Below are 16,437 nucleotides of genomic sequence, written 5' to 3' on the forward strand. Positions count from 1 at the left end.
AACTTCCCCCCATCTATGGGGAGTTGCCGCGAAGTTGTTTAGCAGTTGTCGCCAAGTGGGGACAACATAGTAAGAGTTGGTTGCCAACTTGGTCCAGTTGGCGGAAGTTTCGCCTCCAGTACCTCCAGGTTCCGAGCACCTCCCCGCTCCACCCCGCGTCTCCCCGGCTCCGAAGGGAGGAACCACCATGCCCGCCCTCGCCCTCCTCTCCGCCGTGCTCGAGCAGACCGTCCAGTGGAAGTACGGCACCGCCGGCACCGTCGGCCTGCTCCTGCTCACCGTCGGCATCAAGTCCAGAAGGCCGACCCTGAGCTCCGCCGGCGCCGTGATCCTCGCCCTCCTGGTCACCGGGCCCGCGGTCAGCTCGTGAGCACCAGTTCCGAGCTGATCGTCTCCCACAGGGCGTTGAACCACAGGAGCGACTGCTCCACGAACGTCGTGTCACGCGGTCCGGCGCCCTGTCCGAAGGCGAACAGCACCGACCGCGTGCCCTCGGCGTCGTACGTCTCCAGCTGTTCATGGTCGATCTGCTGCTCGCGCCGCTTGACCGTGTAGTACGCGAACAGCGCCTCCGCCCCGTTGAGCACGTACAGCTTGACCGGAGGGGTGAACGGCAGCGCGCGGAAGCTGACGTCGACGTCGATGCCGTGCGTCGCGCGCAGCGCGAGCAGGTTGTGCCGCAGCACCTGACCCTGGGCGTTGCGGTGGGCCAGCCAGTGGCGCTGGAGCCGCTCGGTCGCCGAGGCGTCCACGGGCACCGGGAAGGCGAGGTCGATGTCCCGGGACGGCAGCAGGACCCGGACGTCGATCTTGGCCGGTTTCAGTTCCCCCGCGTGGATCCGCCGCAGCGGCTCACCGATCGCCAGCGTCAGGGAGACGGCCGTCAGGCACAGGGCGTCGATCTCCACGTGCTGGGCGGCGAAGGCGTCCGCGATGCGCGGGGTCAGGGCCACCATCGTGGGCTGCGGCGCCGCTTCGGGCCCGGCCGGCAGCGCGCTCGCCCCGAGATCCGGGGCGACCATCGCCGGTGCGCCCTTGGAGACGTTGGTGAGCAGGTGCTCCGACTGCAGGATGCGCAGGGCCTGACGCACGGTGCCGCGCTCCACGCCGAACTCGTCCGCCAGCCTCGCCTGCGTGGGCATGCGCTCGCCCGGCCGCAGCACCCCGGTCCTGATCCGGGTGCGCAGCTCGTCGGCCACGTCGCGGTGGGTCCGCTGCGGCCGGGCCGGCCGCTCCGGACTCTTCCGCCCATTGACGGAGGCATGTTCCGGCTCCACGGCCAAACACTACAACTTCCCGCCATCTTGCGGCAGTTCAAGGAGAGATGGTTATAGGCCGCTTCCAAGCGGACATAAGTACAGAGAAGTTGGCAGCCAACTTCCACAACATGGTCAAACTTCCAAACGGTTGGCCGATCGGGCTCCCTTCCGGAGGGGAGCCGGGAGCCCGAGCGGCCGGCACCCGAGCACAGCCACAACTGCAGATCGAGGGCACAGCCACAACTTCATACCGTCACCCGCACAGCCACAACTGAACAGCTACGGATGAACAGCGGTCGTCGGAAGGAGCACTCAGAACATGTCCGGGCACCAAGGGCGCCTGGACGTACGCAGCAGGGCGTCGGCCGACCGGGCGGCGCCCGCTCGCTCTTCCCGCACCCGGCCCAGCGCCGCGAGCCGCACCGCGGACTCGTCGCCGAGCCACAGCTTCGCGAGCTCGCCGGCCTCCAGCGCGAGGTCGGCGCTCCGCGTCGTCGGCGCGCAGGACACGCCCTGGGGCGACGCCTCCAGCCGGTACCTGCCCCCGGCCGGCCCGCCCGCGTCGGCGACCTCCAGCACCAGCGATCCCTCACCCTCGTACGTCCGCGCCTCCAGGGCCCGTACGACGTCCAGGATCCGCACCCACATCCAGTCCGCCTGCGCGCTGATCGCGGCCGACCGCGGATCGGGCAGCAGGAAGGGGAGCAGGTCGTCGGGGGAGCGCCAGTCGCTCTTCACCTTCGTGACCCAGTCGATCGAGCAGAGATAGCGCCACAGGGCGCGTTCGGCGGCCGGGGTCGCGGCGAGCAGCCAGTTCACGGAGACCGTGTCGTGCGGCCGCTTGTCGGGCCAGTTGTCGTCCGCCGTGTACGAGGCCAGTCCCTCGACCTCGCCGTCCGGCGAGCGGTACAGGGCGTAGAAGGGCTCGGTCCACGTCGGCTCGTACCGCACGGTGCCGGTGTTGAGCTGCCACCACAGCTCGGTGCGGCTGACGGCGCCGGGCTGGGCACGGCGTATCCGCTCGTGCAGGTCCGGGCCGAGCTTGCGCACGTCCGCCCCGTCGACCAGGTCGATACGGCCGCCCGCCTCGTCCTGGCCGGAGCGGCGGGGGTCGAGACCGGTGCGGGGCACGTCGATCGTCCACTGGGTCGCCCAGGTGGCGGGTCCGAACCCGAACCGGCCGTAAATCGGGTACTCGGCGGCGATCAGTGTGGCCACGACGGCCCCACGGTCCTTCGCGGCCCCCAGGTCGTGACCCATCATGCGGCTGAGGAGACCCCGGCGGCGGTGGGTGGCGGTGACGGTGACGCCCGTGACGGCGTTGGCGGGGACGGACGCTCCACCCACGGCCGTGACCCGCTGGTCGAAGGACTTGAAGGTGGCGACACAGCGGCCGGCGTCGAAGGCGCCCAGGTAGCGGCCGGGAACGAACTGGGTGAGACGGTGACTCACTTCGGACTCGCCGGCGACGGGCTGGCGCAGGAAACCCGTGTTCACTGCGCGCAGCCAGTCGGGAAACTCGGCTTCGGTGATGGGGCGTACGTCGATGGCGTCGGCTCGCTGGGTCATGCAGTCACCGTAGAAGGCACGGCAGCGGACCGCCGACCTTTTTCCCCGCACCCGCTCACGCACCGGAGCGGGTCGTGGCGCCGGCGCGCAGCCAGGACGCTCCCGCAGCCGCCGGCGGCAGCGGGGAGCGGGTCGTGGCGGTGCGGCGCAGCCCGTCGACACAGCCAAGGTCAACCGTCACCAGCAGGCAGCCGTACGCCCGACCGGCGACGGGCTCGCGGCACCGCCACGACCCCGACCCACCCACCGGCGAGAAGCGAGGCACCCCGTCCAGAGCCCTGCTCGACGAGGCACCCCGCGCAGCCCTCGCCTAGAGCAGCAGATCGTCCACCTGTGCCTCCCCCTCCCGGTACCTCCGGGTCACCTCCGCCCCGCAGTCGTCCGCCGTCTTCTGCAGGCGCTGGCGACGGCGCGAGACCTGCTGCTCGTAGCCCACGAGGCGGGCCATGGCCTCGTGGAGCTCGGGGCCGGTGCGGGCGGCGAGGTCCGAGAGCTCGACCTCGGCGAGCATCTCCGCGGCCAGGCGCCGGTACACCTCGTTGTGCGGGGTGCCCAGGGTGACGTGGCGGGCGGAGGAGCGGTGGCGGGCCGGGGCGTCGGTGAGGATCTCCGACAGCCGGGCGACCACGGACTCCTCGGCCGGCTCGGGCACGGCCGCGGACCCGCGGCGGGCCAGCTCGGCGCGCAGGATGTCGATACGGCCCTGAAGCAGCCGTCGTACGTAGCTGAGGTCGGCCTCGTCCCGCTGGGCGTCCCGGCGCAGCGTGCGCAGCTCGGGCAGGCTCAGGCGGGCCAGGTCGTACTCGGGTGGCTCCTCCGGCAGTGCGCAGGGCGGACTGTCGGTGCGTTGCACGGGCGGGCGCTGGGTGGTCGGGCCCAGCCGCCCGGTGCTCGTGGTGCTCGGTGTGCTCATGTGCCTCTACCGTCCCCTCGACCGGCGTGTGGGAGCATCGTGCCACCCCAAGTGGCCGCTATGTGACCGAGTGCCCCCGAACGGCCCAGATGCGGGCCAAAGGATCAAAAGGAAACCCCTCGGCGGCGGTTGCGCGGGCGCACGGCATGATGGTCGGCATGCGTGCAGTGGTGCAGAGGGTGGACGGCGCGAGCGTCGTCGTGGACGGCGAGACGGTGGGCGAGATCGTCGGCGAGGGGCTGTGCGTCCTCGTCGGGGTCACCCATGAGGACACCAAGGAGAAGGCGGCCCAGCTCGCCCGCAAGCTGTGGTCGATCCGGATGCTGGCCGACGAGAGGTCGTGCAGCGACATCGACGCGCCGCTGCTGGTCATCAGCCAGTTCACGCTGTACGGCGACGCCCGCAAGGGCCGCAGGCCCACCTGGAACGCGGCCGCCCCCGGTGAGGTGGCCGAGCCCCTGGTCGACGAGGTGGTGGCCCAGCTGCGCTCGCTGGGCGCGACGGTGGAGACGGGCCGGTTCGGCGCGCGGATGCGGGTCTCGCTGACGAACGACGGCCCGTTCACCGTACTGATCGAGATCTAGCGTTGTCGTCTGTCGTCGGGTTCTAGGGTTCCACGACGACTTCCTGGGCCGCCGCCGTCGTGTCGGCCACGAGCGGGGCGTCCACCGGGACGTTCCGCTTGACGAGGGCCAGGGCGACCGGCCCGAGCTCGTGATGGCGTACGGACGTGGTGATGAAGCCGATCTTGCGGCCGTCGGGGCCGTCGTCCGCGAGGCGGAGCTCGGTGCCGGAGGGCGGCAGGTGGACCTCGCTGCCGTCGAGGTGCAGGAAGACCAGGCGGCGCGGGGGCTTGCCCAGGTTCTGGACGCGGGCGACGGTCTCCTGTCCGCGGTAACAGCCCTTCTGCAGGTGCACCGCCGTGCCGATCCAGCCCAGCTCGTGCGGGATGGTGCGGTGGTCGGTCTCGAACCCGAGGCGCGGCCGGTGCCGCTCCACGCGCAGCGCCTCGTGGGCGAGGATCCCGGCCGCGGGGCCCGCCTTCCCGGCGTACGACTCCAGGTCGGCGCGCGGGAGGAACAGGTCACGGCCGTACGCCGTCTCGCGGACGACGACGCCCTCGGGCACCTCGGCGATCGACCCGGCCGGCAGGTGCACCACGGCGAACTCGTCCGTCCGGTCGGCGACCTCGACCCGGTAGAAGAACTTCATCGACTCCAGGTAGGCGATCAGCGCGTCCTGGGTGCCGGGTTCGACGTGGGCCCAGACGGTCGCGCCGTCGTCCACGAGGTAGAGCGCGTGCTCGATGTGGCCGTGCGCGGAGAGGATCAGCGCCTCGGTGGCCTCGCCGACGGGCAGGTCGCTGACGTGCTGGGTGAGCAGCAGGTGCAGCCAGCTGAGCCGGTCCTCACCGGAGACGGTCACGACCCCTCGGTGCGAGAGGTCGACGAATCCGGTGCCGTCGGCGAGGGCGCGCTGCTCGCGGAACAGGTCGCCGTAGTGGGCGGCGACGCCTTCGTCCACGCCTTCGGCGGGGACGGCGCCGGGCAGGGACAGCAGGGGGCTCTTCATGAAGCCAAGCCTACGACTCGGTAGTTGAACTCCTGGCCGCCGAACCCTTGAGCGAGCAGTTCTTGCAGCGTCCGAAGATCGCGAAGTGCTTCATGTCGGTGTCGAAGCCGAAGGTCTCCCGCAGCTTCGCCGTGAAGTCGGCCGCGACGTCGACGTCCGCCTCGATCACGCCTCCGCAGTCGCGGCACACGAGGTGGATGTGATGGTGCCGGTCGGCGAGGTGGTAGGTCGGCGCGCCGTGCCCGAGGTGGGCGTGACTGACCAGGCCGAGTTCCTCGAGGAGCTCCAGCGTCCGGTACACGGTGGAAATGTTGACCCCCGACGCGGTCTTCCTCACTTCCACGAGGATGTCGTCGGGGGTCGCGTGCTCCAGGGTGTCCACGGCTTCGAGCACGAGCTGCCGCTGCGGGGTCAGGCGGTAGCCGCGCCGCCGCAGGTCACTCTTCCAGTCGGTGCCTTGAGTGCTGCCTTGAGTGCTCACCACACCAAAGAGTCTAGGACTACTTGAAGAAGGCGATGCCGTCGTCCGGCATGTCGTCGGGCAGGGCCTTGGCCCAGCGCTCGACCTCCTCCGGGGTGACGACCTTCTTCAGGTGGGCCGACATGTAGGGGCGCAGCTCGACCTCGGGGGTCTGCTTCTCGCCGACCCACATGAGGTCGCTCTTGACGTAGCCGTACAGACGCTTGCCGCCGGAGTACGGGCGGGAGACGGCCGTGCGGGCCACCGCGTCCGTGACCAGGTCGATCTGCGGCTTCTTGTCAGCCAGCTCGCCGTACCAGATCTCGATGACGCCGTCGTCGCGGGTCATCGTCACCTCGACCTTGCGGGCGCCGTCGATCCGCCAGAAGCCGGACTCGGACTCCAGGGGCCGGACCTTGTTGCCGTCCTTGTCGAGGACCCATGTGTGGGAGTGGTACTCCAGGAAGTCCCGGCCGTCGTGGGTGAAGGTGACCTCCTGCCCGAAGTTGCACTTCTCGGCGCCGGGGAAGTCGTGCACGCCCGCGCCGGCCCAGTTGCCGAGCAGGAAGGCGAGCGGGACGAGGTCCTTGTGGAGGTCGGACGGGATCTCGATCATGGGTGGCAGTTCCTAGTGACGGGTCAGCGCTGGCCCTGGTACAGCTTCTTCACGGTCAGACCCACGAAGGCGAGGACGCCGACGCAGACCAGGACCAGCAGGGCTTCGAAGAAGATCTCCACGGGGTGCTCCTCGGGTGAGCGTGGTTCGGTACGTACAACAAGGCCGGGCCCCAGCTTACGCGGCCGGGGCCCGGCCCTCCGTGTGAGGTAGGTCCTCGAGCGGTCAGTCCAGCAGTTGGCTCTGCAGGACCACCGTCTGCTGGAAGGGGATCGCGGGCATGGTTCCCTTCCGGGACTGAACGATCACCGCCATGACGTCACCGGCGCTCAGGTAGGCCAGACGGACCTGCTCGCCACCGTACGGCTTGGACTCGACGTACGGCGCCAGGTCGAGGTTGTCGGACTGCGGGACCGCCGGGAAGTCCTCGTCCCGCTCGTACGCGTCGCCGCCGCGCGCCGGGTACAGCGGGGTTCCGTAGGCGGTGAAGTCCTCGGAGAACACCCCCTCGGTGACGGCCGCCGTGCCGAACCTGAGCAGGTAGATCCGGGTGGTCGCGCCGTCCTGGGTGGTCCAGCCGCGGGCCGCGATGTGCCGCAGGCCGGCGTCGACGAGCTTCTCCTGGATCTGTTCCCGGCTCGTCTCCTGGAACTCCTTCAGGAAGTCCTTCGTCGCCAGCCAGCCGTCGGAGCCGCTGAGCACCTTGTCCACCGTCGCGCCCTCGGGGGCGGGCAGGAGGAGGGCGCGCAGATCGGCGTGGTGGGCGTTGCTGTCGTTCGCCCGGGCGAAGGGTGCGGGGCTGCCGGAGGGCAACGGCGGCTTGGTGAGCGTCGGATACGCCCACCGGCCGTCCGACTCCGTCCGCAAGCCCGGTACGTCCGTCCGCTCCATCCGCGTGATGCCGTACGCCGTCGACGCACCGACCGCCGCGAACACCACCACGGCGGCTGTCCAGCGCAGGACGGCCCGCAGGACGGGTCGCCGCCCCTTCGGCCGGTCACCGACCGTCTCGGCTCCCCCGTCGCCCTCCCCGTTCCCCGCCGCCCCGGCCCCCTCCGGCTCCACGGCCGGGACCGGCCCCGGTTCCACGGCCGCGGCAGGCTCCGGTTCCGGAGCCACGGCCGGCTCCGCCGCCGCCCCGGTGGTCCGGGTGGGCCCGGCCGTCTCCGTCTCCGGCTCCGGCTCCGGCTCCGGCTCCGGCTCCGGCTCCGGCTCCGGCTCCGGCGCAAGATCCGTCCCGGGCACAGACGCCTCGGACACGCCGGACTCCGCGGCCTCCGTCACCTCAGGCCCTGAGACAGCACCCACGGCCGACCGCGGGTCGGCGTCCACCGCCGGCTCCCCGTCCCTCTTCGTCAGGTCCAGGGAACCCTGCTTCTCGGTCATACCGCCTCCCCCGGTTCCTTGATGCGGTCGAGTTGTTCGCGGAGCAGCGTCGCCACTCCCTTGGTGTCGAGCGGCTTGACGGCCTCGGCGGTCAGGGTGACGAGGACGTCGCCGACGTACGCGGAGCAGAACATGCCCTCGAGGTCGGACTCGTCGTCCTTGGGCGGCAGGAAGCACTTCGCGTTCTTGTGGCCCTCGATCGCCGGTCCCTTGCGGAAGACGTCCAAGGCGGCCAGGAACTCGCCCTGGAAGGTCGCGATGTCGCGCACCGCCGCCTTGTTGTCCATCTGGGACAGCACCACGGTGACGGCGTAGACCCCCTCGTTCCCGTCGAAGGCGCTGGCCTCCTCGCTGAGGTAGCTGCGCATCGCCATGCCCTTGATGCGCTGCCGGTCGATCTGCTTCTCCAGACGCTTGCGCTGGGACCGGGGCAGGTCCTTCAGCGACTCCTTGCGCAGAGCCGCCGCCCGCTCCCCGCTGAGCTGGGCATCGGCACCGAACTCACCGATGTCCGGCCCCTGGCTGAGGCCTTCAGTCCCGTACGGGACGAGCATCGCGGCGAGTCCGCTACGGCTCGCGTCGAGTTTCCCCGGCTGGTCCCCGAGCGGAGTCTCCTTCGGCAACCTCCAGACCGGCGCCCCGGCGTCCCGGTCGGCGTCCCGCACGGTGACGACCGTGAAACCGACCCCGGCGACCAGTGCCCCTGCCAGTACCAGGGAAGTCGCGACCGCGGCGGCCCGTCGCCGGCGCCCTCGCCTCACGGCGGGGTCGACGGGCGGCCGGAACGTCTGAGGGCCGAGCGGTTCCACGGGTCCCACCGAGCCGGCCGACCCGACGGCGGCTTCGTGATCCTTCTCGCTGTCCTTCTCGCTGTCCGTCTCGCTCACAGCCGCTCCATCTGCCGCTCGGCCAGGTCCATGATCTTCTTCTTGGGGATCGACTTGCTCCCGTAGACCCAGATCTCCACGGAGACGTCGCCCCGCCAGGCGTGTGCCTCCGCGCTGTACAGCGGGAGGTAGCCGGGCTTCGTGTCGGCCTTGCGGTGGACGTACGCCATGCCGTTGCCGGTGCCCGGAACGGGCCAGCTGTCGGTGGACTCCTCGTCCTCCGCCCAGTACTGGTTGTTCTCGCAGTAGTCGGCGGCCGCGACCGTCTCCACCTGCCGGAACTGCACCAACCGCAGCTCCACGGTGTACGCGCTGCCCTCCGTCCAGCCGGTGACGGCGGCGCGGCGGAACCCGTCGGCGACGAGGTCGCCGAACACCTCCTCCGGCTTCTCGTACGAGTCGGCGTAGGCGGCCAGGTCCATCCAGCCGTCGCCGCCCAGCCAGTCGGCGTCCTTGGCGCCCTTGGGCTTGGTCAGCAGCAGCTTGCGCAGGTCGCCCCCGGTCTTCACCTGGCGGTCCTGCGCCGCCGACAGCGGCTCCGGGGCGGGGCCCTTCGCCTGCGGCAGCGTCGGCTGGGAGAGCGAGGGCAGCTTCGTCGGCTCCCGGTCGGCCTGGATCAGATAGCCGGTGCAGGTGCCGGCCACCAGGCCGAGGGCGACGGCACCGGCGATCAGCAGGGGGGTACGCCCTCGCCGACGCCCCTGCCCGCGTCGTCCGGACACGTCGGCGCCGTCAGGCGCGTCGGGTGCATCGGCGCCGTCAGGCGTGTCGGGTATATCTGCGGTATCCGGCTTTTCAGGCGCGGCATCTGCGGTATCCGGCTTTTCAGGCGCGGCATCTGCGGTTTCCGGCTTTTCAGGCGCGGCGTCGGGCAGCCCTGCGGCGCCCTCCACGCGTTCTCCCACAACGTCCCCCTCAGAACGTGAAAGCGCCTTCTCTATCGCGCTTCACAGGAGACCCATGGTCAACACAAGGAGTTGTAAGGGAGTTGATTACGATTCGGCCATGGCGAAGAAGCTCGTGATCAAGGTGACGGCGGGGGCCGATGCCCCTGAGCGGTGTTCTCAGGCGTTCACGGTCGCGGCGGTGGCCGTGGCCAGTGGGGTCGAGGTGTCGCTGTGGCTGACCGGGGAGTCGTCCTGGTTCGCGCTGCCGGGCCGGGCCGCGGAGTTCGAGCTGCCGCACGCCGCACCGCTGCCCGACCTGCTCGACTCGGTCCTGGCCGGCGGACGGATCACGCTGTGCACGCAGTGCGCGGCCCGGCGGGACATCACGGAGAAGGACGTCCTGGAAGGCGTACGGATCGCGGGCGCGCAGGTGTTCGTGCAGGAGGCGCTGGGGGACGAGACGCAGGCGCTCGTCTACTGAGACGACCGCCGGCGCGGGCTCAGGGACGCCTGCTGGGACGGCTGGGGATCCTCGCTCGGGGACCGCTGCCGAGACGGTCGGCGGTCCGGCTCAGGGACGGCGTTTCCTGCCGTCCAGCTCGTCCCACCACTCGTCGGACTTCGGGTCGCCGGAGGGGTCGTCCCACCAGCGGTCCTCGGGGCCCCGGCGGTTGGCGACCATCGCGGCGAGCGGCGGGATGAGCATCGCGACCACGCACATCCCGACGGCCACGGGAACCGACCACAGGCGTACGACGCCCCAGGCCAGGACGAACAGCGCGACGCAGGTGCCCATCATGGCGAAGTACTGGTGCCGCCGCCTCGCGTACATGGTTCCAGGGTAGGTCCGCCGCCGGGCCGCGGGCAGGCCGAAGGGCCGCACCCCAGGTGTCCAACCCGGGGGGTGCGGCCCTTCGGTGGTTCAGTCGTTCACCGGTCCGTTCAGACGGCGATGGCCACCTCGGCGAGCCCGCCCTTCTGGGCGACGACCGTGCGGTCGGCGGTGGCGCCGGGGACGAGGGCGCGGACGGTCCAGGTGCCTTCGGCCGCGTAGAAGCGGAACTGGCCCGTGGCGGAGGTGGGGACCTCCGCGGTGAACTCGCCGGTCGAGTCCAGCAGACGGACGTAGCCGACCACCGGCTCGCCGTCCTTGGTCACCTGACCCTGGATGGTGGTCTCACCGGGCTTGATCGTCGAGGCGTCGGGGCCGCCGGCCTTCGCTCCACACATGTCTTACTCCTGAAGGGGTGATGAAAGGTCGGTCGGGGTGGTTACTTGGCGGCGCCGAGCTCGATCGGCACGCCGACGAGGGAGCCGTACTCGGTCCAGGAGCCGTCGTAGTTCTTGACGTTCTCGACACCGAGCAGCTCGTGCAGCACGAACCAGGTCAGGGCCGAGCGCTCGCCGATGCGGCAGTAGGCGATGGTGTCCTTGGCCAGGTCGACCTGCTCCGCGGCGTAGAGCTCCTTGAGCTCGTCGTCCGACTTGAAGGTGCCGTCGTCGTTGGCGTTCTTCGACCAGGGGATGTTGCGCGCGGTCGGGACGTGGCCCGGGCGCTGCGACTGCTCCTGCGGCAGGTGGGCCGGGGCGAGCAGCTTGCCGGTGAACTCGTCGGGCGAGCGGACGTCGACCAGGTTCTGCGAGCCGATCGCGGCGACGACGTCGTCACGGAAGGCACGGATCGACGTGTTCTGCGGCTTGGCCTTGTACTCGGTCGCCGGGCGCTCGGGCACCTCGGTGCCGTCGACCAGCTCGCGGGCGTCCAGCTCCCACTTCTTGCGGCCGCCGTCCAGGAGCTTGACGTTCTCGTGGCCGTACAGCTTGAAGTACCAGTAGGCGTAGGACGCGAACCAGTTGTTGTTGCCGCCGTAGAGGATCACGAGGGTGTCGTTGGCGATGCCCTTCGACGACAGGAGCTTCTCGAAGCCCTCCTGGTCGATGAAGTCGCGGCGGACCGGGTCCTGGAGGTCCTTGGTCCAGTCGATCCGGATCGCGTTCTTGATGTGGTTCTTCTCGTAGGCGGACGTGTCCTCGTCCACCTCGACGATGGCGATGTTCTCGTCGTCCAGGTGGTCCTGCAGCCAGTCGGCGTCGACCAGGACGTCGCTGCGGCTCATGCTCGTTCTCCTCCGGGGCAGTTGCGGCGGGGGTTGGCAGGTGAGAAGGCGTGCGTGGCCGCTGCGGACGACGCACGGGGGCCCTGGGCAGGGCGATGGGGATACGGAAGTCGGAGCTTCCGCTCAGAAGGGGCGACAGAGCATGGCGGCGACGCGGCACAGGTCTACTGCCCGCCGCTTCGTGAGATCCGCCTGTCGCTTCATGTGACCGATCGTAGGGACGGACAGGCGGGCATGTCACCGCCGTGTCATATGGCGAGACGCGAGCGTCCGGATGTCGAGAGGAAAAGGTGCCCGGGCCGTGGTCGCACGGTTCCCGGGCACGGGTGTCGGTCCTCACATCTGCGGTACGGACTGCGATGTCTCGCCAATCGGACACCGGCTCTCGGGGCGCGGGCCCGCGCCCCGGTGGTCGACGGGGTGCGCGGGCCGGGTGCCTGGGGTCGACGGGAGCTCGCCGGGCGGGGCCGCCGGCCTGGTCGGTGTCAGCCGACGAGAGCGACGTTGGTGCCCTTCACCGTGATCTCCACACCGTTCTTCCCCGCCTCGACCTTGTCGAGCGCGATGCCGCCGGGCAGGTCGTCGATCTTCTGCTCGAAGTCGGTGATCGAGCGGACCTCGTCCTCCGCGGCCTGCACCCCGCCGAAGCTGGGCAGCGAGTCGGCGTGCACCCGGACGGTGTCGCCCTCGACGCTGACCGTGCTCAGCACGGACAGCGGCTGGGGCAGCTTGGTGCCCAGGACGGTCGCCTCGACGGAGACCTTGATCTTGCCGTTGCCGCCGTCGGAGAGGCCGACGACCTCGGCGGTGACGCCGGGGGCGACGTCGGTGGGTTCGTTCTTGGCGGTCTTCAGCAGCTCGGCGTAGGTGATGGACGCGGTGCCTGTGGCGGTGGCCGCGGTCGCGGAGCTGAAGTCGCTGGAGAACTCGACACCCCGCATGTTCGCCTTGAGGTCGTCGATGCGGATCTTCTGGCCCTCGGCGCCGGCGGCGGCCTCGTAACCGTCGATGCCGACCTCCACGTCGTCCAGCTCGCCGCCGACGACCTGGGTGAGGAAGGGGAAGCCGTTGATGGACACGTCCGGGGTGGTGGCGAGGTTCTCGGTCGTCTTCAGCTTGGCCGCGGCCTCGTCCTCGGCGAAGTTCACGGCGAGGCGGTCCGCGAGCACGAACAGACCGCCCAGGACCACGACGACGATCAGCAGTATTCGAAGGGCTCGCATGCGGTTGTTCCCCCACCCGGACGGTCGGACGTTCGACGAGCACTCAAGGTAACGCGCCGCGGAACCGGGTCCGCCGGATTGTCGATCACCTGTGACAGTCGACGGCTACCCGAACGCCCGCCCGAGCACGTACACCGCGGGCGCGGCCGCCGCCAGCGGCAGGGCCACGCCCGCCGTGAAGTGGACGAAGCGCGACGGATAGTCGTAGCCGGCGACCCGGTGGCCGATCAGGGCGCAGACCGCCGCGCCCGCGCCGAGGAACGCGCCCTGCGTGCCGAGGTCGGTCATCCCGCCGACCGCGATGCCGGCGCCCGCGGCGGCGAGCACGGAGACGACCACCGACGCCGGGGTCGGCAGGGGCAGCGCGCGGGCCAGGACGGCGACGGCGACCGCGGCGGCGCCCACCGTCACCGCGTCCGGCTCGGCCCCGAGGTGGCCGGTGGCGACGATGGCCAGGGCGGCCGAGGCGACGATCGCCATCAGGCCGTACATCCGCTCGTCCGGGTCCGCGTGCGAGCGGAGCTGGAGGACGAGGCAGAGGAGGACCCAGACGCCGAGGGTGCCGAGGATGGCGGCGGGCGCGTGGGCACGGCCGGCCGCGAGGAGCGCCACGTCGGCGACGAGCGCGCCCAGGAACGCCAGGGCGATGCCCTGCCGGGCCGGCCACATGCCGTTCAGCCGGAACCAACCCGCCGCCGTGACGGCCTGGAGGACGACGAGCGGGACCAGCAGCGCGTACGTGCCGACGGCCGCCGTACCGGACAGGAGCAGGCCCAGGAGCGCGGTGAGTGCGGCGGGCTGCATGCCGGGCTCGATGATCGGCGAGCGGCCCTCCAGCCGGGCCCGCTGGGCGTCGGTGATCCGGGCGTTGCCGGAGAGGGTGGCGGGGCCGTAGGCGGGTGCGTCGCCCTCGGCCCGGGGAGCGTCGCCCGCGGGCCGGGGCACGCCGTCGCCGGCGCCGGGCGCCGGGGCGGATGCGGACGGGTGGGCGGGCTGCTGGTGTCCGTACGACGCCTGCTGCTGCCAGGCCTGGGCCTCCGGGGGCAGGGCGGCGCCCGTCGGCGTGCCGCCGTACGCCGGCGCCCCGCCCGTCTGCGGCGGCAGGTACGCCGTCTCCGCCGCGTCCACCGCGGTGACCGGGGGCTGCACGCTGGTCTCCCAGGTCTGGCCCTGCCACTGCTGCGTGTACTGGAGGTGGGCCTGCTGCTCGTCGTACCCGTACTGCTGCTGCCCGGGCCACGCCGGCTGCGGCTGGTGCCGCTGGTGCGGCTGCTGCTGGGCGTACGGGTCGTAGCCCTCGTACCCCTGCCCCTGCCCCTGGTTCTCACCCGGGCCCTGGCCCTGGCCCTGTGCCGGTCCATACGGCCCATACGGCTGGTCGGTCATCGTCACCCTCCTGCGAACGGCGGGAGCACCTCGACCGTGCCGCCGTCGGCCAGCCGTACCGTCTCATGTGCGCGGGTGCCCACGGGGTCACCGTCGACGAGGAACGAGCATCGCCGCAGGACACGCACGAGTTCACCGGGGTGTCGCTCACGCGCGGCCTCGAGCGCCTCGGCGAGCGTGGCCGCCTCGTACGGCTCCTCGGCGACGCCTGCCGCGGCCTTGGCGGCCGCCCAGTAGCGCACCGTGCCCTTTGCCATCTCGTTCCTCAGTCAGTCCGGTCGGTCCATCGGCGGTCAACAGGGCCAGGCTAGCCCGCCCGGGAGACCGCCCAGTCCCCGATGCGGGCGAGCAGGGCGTCGTCGGCGGCGTGCTCGGCGTGGCCCATGCCGGGCTCCAGCCAGAGTTCGCCGTGCTCACCGGCGGCTTCGGCGAGCATCCGGGGGTGGTCGACGGGAAAGTAGCCGTCCGCGTCGCCGTGGACGATGAGCAGCGGTGTCGGGGCCGTCTTCGCGACCGCCTCCGTGGGGGACAGCGGCACCGGGTCCCACTCCCGGTGGTGGATGCGGGTGCGAAAGCCGTAGCGGCCGACCAGACGGCCCTCGGGGCGGGTGACCAGCCAGTGCAGACGGCGCATGGGGGCCGTGCCCCGGTAGTACCAGCGGGCGGGCGCGCTGACCGAGACCACGGCGTCGACCGTTCCCGTGTGCAGGGCCGCGTGCCGCAGCACCACCGAGCCGCCCATGGAGAAGCCGACGGTGACCACGCGCGCGTGCCCCTGTTCCCGGGCCCGCTCGACCGCGGCCGCCAGGTCGAGGACCTCGCGGTCGCCGACCGTGGAGCGCCCGCCGGAGCGGCCGTGGCCCCGGAAGGAGAAGGTGACGACCGCGCCGTACCGCCGCAGGACGGACGCCACCCGGCGCACGTGCGGGCGGTCCACGTCGCCCGTGAAGCCGTGGGCCACGACGAACACCAGGCCGCAAGAGGGTGGCGCGGAGGTGTCGTATACGACCGCGCCCGGGTCGTATACGAAATCGATGGGAACGCCGTCGGTCGTGTGCAGGAACGTCCGGAAAGGTGTGCGTCTGCTCGTCTCGGAGTGCGGACGATCTCCGGAACGCACCTTGTGACCTGCCCCGCCGTTGCTCATGTCGGCTATTCTGCTGGGCAGAGGACTCGGGCAGCGTAGCCCCCGGGTCCTTTTGTGCTTTCGGAAGCGTTGTATACGAAGCGGGAAACACCAGGTGACCGCAGGTGTACGGAGCCCCGGGATCGCAGAGCAGTGCCGACCGCACAACGTCCTCGCAGGGACCGAGGAGGAACCAGACGTATGAGTTCTCTGCTGCTCCTGACCAACGCCCTCCAGCCGTCGACGGAGGTGCTCCCCGCCCTGGGCCTGCTGCTGCACAACGTGCGGGTGGCTCCGGCGGAGGGCCCGGCCCTGGTCGACACCCCGGGTGCCGACGTCATCCTGATCGACGGGCGCCGCGACCTGCCGCAGGTGCGCAGCCTGTGCCAGCTGCTGCGCTCCACCGGGCCGGGCTGCCCGCTCGTCCTGGTCGTCACCGAGGGCGGCCTCGCCGCCGTCACCGCCGACTGGGGCATCGACGACGTCCTCCTCGACACCGCCGGCCCGGCGGAGGTCGAGGCGCGGCTGAGGCTGGCCATGGGCCGCCAGCAGATCGTCAACGACGACTCCCCCATGGAGATCCGCAACGGCGACCTCTCCGTCGACGAGGCCACCTACTCCGCCAAGCTCAAGGGCCGGGTCCTCGACCTGACCTTCAAGGAGTTCGAACTCCTGAAGTACCTGGCCCAGCACCCGGGGCGGGTCTTCACGCGCGCACAGCTGCTCCAGGAGGTCTGGGGCTACGACTACTTCGGCGGCACCCGGACCGTCGACGTCCACGTACGGCGTCTGCGCGCCAAGCTCGGCCCCGAGCACGAGGCGCTGATCGGAACCGTCCGGAACGTGGGTTACCGATTCGTTACCCCCGAGAAGATCGACCGTGCCGCCGACGAGACCAAGGGCAAGGCGGACCGCTCAAAGGGGGACGACACGGACAACGCGACCCCCGTGGGCGCCGAAGAGGTCGCGGCGGAGGCGTAGTACCCGCCGGTACCCTCCCGCACCTGCTCGGGGAGGGCCCGGCCGGCGCACCGGG

Annotated in this window: 22 protein-coding genes; 4 read left to right on the top strand and 18 right to left on the bottom strand. The window is 71.1% G+C overall.

Annotated elements, in window-relative coordinates; translation table 11 throughout:
* The first annotated feature begins 187 nt into the window (after window positions 1-187).
* On the top strand, window positions 188-370 hold the full coding sequence (locus tag ACIHAR_RS32105; RefSeq protein WP_365470209.1) for a hypothetical protein: 183 nt from the start codon (window positions 188-190) through the stop codon (window positions 368-370).
* On the opposite strand, the gene ACIHAR_RS32110 is transcribed toward ACIHAR_RS32105, so the two are convergent.
* The 4 genes from ACIHAR_RS32110 to ACIHAR_RS32125 form a co-directional block, all read right to left on the bottom strand.
* On the bottom strand, window positions 360-1,283 hold the full coding sequence (locus tag ACIHAR_RS32110) for a GntR family transcriptional regulator (protein WP_400022879.1): 924 nt from the start codon (window positions 1,281-1,283) through the stop codon (window positions 360-362). The two genes, ACIHAR_RS32105 and ACIHAR_RS32110, sit on opposite strands and share 11 nt — an antisense overlap.
* Window positions 1,284-1,571: 288 nt before the next feature.
* The gene (locus ACIHAR_RS32115; protein ID WP_400022880.1) at window positions 1,572-2,828 is read right to left on the bottom strand and encodes a GNAT family N-acetyltransferase; all 1,257 of its coding nucleotides are present in this window, start codon (window positions 2,826-2,828) and stop codon (window positions 1,572-1,574) included.
* Window positions 2,829-2,883: 55 nt separating this feature from the next.
* A complete protein-coding gene (locus tag ACIHAR_RS32120; RefSeq protein ID WP_400022881.1) occupies window positions 2,884-3,009 on the bottom strand; it encodes a hypothetical protein in 126 nt (41 codons plus the stop codon).
* Window positions 3,010-3,138: 129 nt separating this feature from the next.
* Window positions 3,139-3,741 carry an aerial mycelium formation protein gene (locus tag ACIHAR_RS32125; RefSeq protein ID WP_365466407.1) on the bottom strand — a complete coding sequence of 201 codons (603 nt, stop codon included), beginning with the start codon at window positions 3,739-3,741 and terminating at the stop codon, window positions 3,139-3,141.
* 158 nt (window positions 3,742-3,899) lie between these two features.
* Between ACIHAR_RS32125 and dtd the strand changes: the two genes are divergently transcribed.
* Window positions 3,900-4,325 carry a D-aminoacyl-tRNA deacylase gene (gene dtd / locus ACIHAR_RS32130; RefSeq protein WP_365466409.1) on the top strand — a complete coding sequence of 142 codons (426 nt, stop codon included), beginning with the start codon at window positions 3,900-3,902 and terminating at the stop codon, window positions 4,323-4,325.
* Window positions 4,326-4,347: 22 nt separating this feature from the next.
* Here dtd and ACIHAR_RS32135 read toward each other — a convergent pair whose 3' ends face one another.
* From ACIHAR_RS32135 to ACIHAR_RS32160, 6 genes are all read right to left on the bottom strand, one after another.
* Window positions 4,348-5,313, bottom strand: coding sequence for a folate-binding protein (locus ACIHAR_RS32135; RefSeq protein WP_365466411.1), 966 nt, complete (start codon window positions 5,311-5,313; stop codon window positions 4,348-4,350).
* A 10-nt stretch (window positions 5,314-5,323) separates the two neighbouring features.
* Window positions 5,324-5,797: a Fur family transcriptional regulator gene (locus tag ACIHAR_RS32140; protein ID WP_400022882.1), complete on the bottom strand. Its 474-nt coding sequence runs from the start codon at window positions 5,795-5,797 to the stop codon at window positions 5,324-5,326.
* 16 nt (window positions 5,798-5,813) lie between these two features.
* Window positions 5,814-6,389: an FABP family protein gene (locus ACIHAR_RS32145; protein WP_365466415.1), complete on the bottom strand. Its 576-nt coding sequence runs from the start codon at window positions 6,387-6,389 to the stop codon at window positions 5,814-5,816.
* Window positions 6,390-6,614: 225 nt separating this feature from the next.
* Complete coding sequence (locus ACIHAR_RS32150) at window positions 6,615-7,361, bottom strand: hypothetical protein (protein WP_400022916.1); 747 nt, start codon at window positions 7,359-7,361, stop codon at window positions 6,615-6,617.
* Window positions 7,362-7,771: 410 nt separating this feature from the next.
* Entirely contained in the window at window positions 7,772-8,584 is an 813-nt protein-coding gene (locus tag ACIHAR_RS32155) for a hypothetical protein (protein ID WP_400022917.1), read from the bottom strand.
* A 74-nt stretch (window positions 8,585-8,658) separates the two neighbouring features.
* Window positions 8,659-9,384 (bottom strand): hypothetical protein, encoded by a 726-nt coding sequence (locus ACIHAR_RS32160; protein ID WP_400022883.1) that lies wholly within the window; start codon window positions 9,382-9,384, stop codon window positions 8,659-8,661.
* 283 nt (window positions 9,385-9,667) lie between these two features.
* Between ACIHAR_RS32160 and ACIHAR_RS32165 the strand changes: the two genes are divergently transcribed.
* On the top strand, window positions 9,668-10,030 hold the full coding sequence (locus tag ACIHAR_RS32165; protein ID WP_384657441.1) for a DsrE family protein: 363 nt from the start codon (window positions 9,668-9,670) through the stop codon (window positions 10,028-10,030).
* Window positions 10,031-10,120: 90 nt separating this feature from the next.
* Here the strand turns inward: ACIHAR_RS32165 and ACIHAR_RS32170 are convergent, their stop codons facing one another.
* From ACIHAR_RS32170 to ACIHAR_RS32205, 8 genes are all read right to left on the bottom strand, one after another.
* Window positions 10,121-10,381, bottom strand: coding sequence for a DUF3099 domain-containing protein (locus ACIHAR_RS32170; protein WP_365466425.1), 261 nt, complete (start codon window positions 10,379-10,381; stop codon window positions 10,121-10,123).
* A 110-nt stretch (window positions 10,382-10,491) separates the two neighbouring features.
* A complete protein-coding gene (locus ACIHAR_RS32175; RefSeq protein WP_031121416.1) occupies window positions 10,492-10,779 on the bottom strand; it encodes a DUF1416 domain-containing protein in 288 nt (95 codons plus the stop codon).
* A gap of 41 nt (window positions 10,780-10,820) precedes the next feature.
* Complete coding sequence (locus tag ACIHAR_RS32180; RefSeq protein WP_365466427.1) at window positions 10,821-11,666, bottom strand: sulfurtransferase; 846 nt, start codon at window positions 11,664-11,666, stop codon at window positions 10,821-10,823.
* 123 nt (window positions 11,667-11,789) lie between these two features.
* The gene (locus tag ACIHAR_RS32185) at window positions 11,790-11,870 is read right to left on the bottom strand and encodes an Ms5788A family Cys-rich leader peptide (RefSeq protein WP_350751515.1); all 81 of its coding nucleotides are present in this window, start codon (window positions 11,868-11,870) and stop codon (window positions 11,790-11,792) included.
* A gap of 281 nt (window positions 11,871-12,151) precedes the next feature.
* Window positions 12,152-12,889 (bottom strand): DUF2993 domain-containing protein, encoded by a 738-nt coding sequence (locus ACIHAR_RS32190; protein WP_365466429.1) that lies wholly within the window; start codon window positions 12,887-12,889, stop codon window positions 12,152-12,154.
* 105 nt (window positions 12,890-12,994) lie between these two features.
* Entirely contained in the window at window positions 12,995-14,275 is a 1,281-nt protein-coding gene (locus ACIHAR_RS32195; protein ID WP_400022884.1) for a hypothetical protein, read from the bottom strand.
* Between the two features lie 2 nt (window positions 14,276-14,277).
* Window positions 14,278-14,532, bottom strand: coding sequence for a MoaD/ThiS family protein (locus ACIHAR_RS32200; RefSeq protein ID WP_365466433.1), 255 nt, complete (start codon window positions 14,530-14,532; stop codon window positions 14,278-14,280).
* Between the two features lie 50 nt (window positions 14,533-14,582).
* Complete coding sequence (locus ACIHAR_RS32205) at window positions 14,583-15,422, bottom strand: alpha/beta hydrolase family protein (protein ID WP_400022885.1); 840 nt, start codon at window positions 15,420-15,422, stop codon at window positions 14,583-14,585.
* Between the two features lie 180 nt (window positions 15,423-15,602).
* Here ACIHAR_RS32205 and ACIHAR_RS32210 point away from each other — a divergent pair, with 180 nt between their 5' ends.
* Window positions 15,603-16,382: a response regulator transcription factor gene (locus ACIHAR_RS32210; RefSeq protein WP_365466437.1), complete on the top strand. Its 780-nt coding sequence runs from the start codon at window positions 15,603-15,605 to the stop codon at window positions 16,380-16,382.
* Window positions 16,383-16,437: the final 55 nt, after the last annotated feature.

The organism is Streptomyces sp. NPDC052016, from assembly GCF_044548445.1.
Lineage (GTDB): Bacteria > Actinomycetota > Actinomycetes > Streptomycetales > Streptomycetaceae > Streptomyces.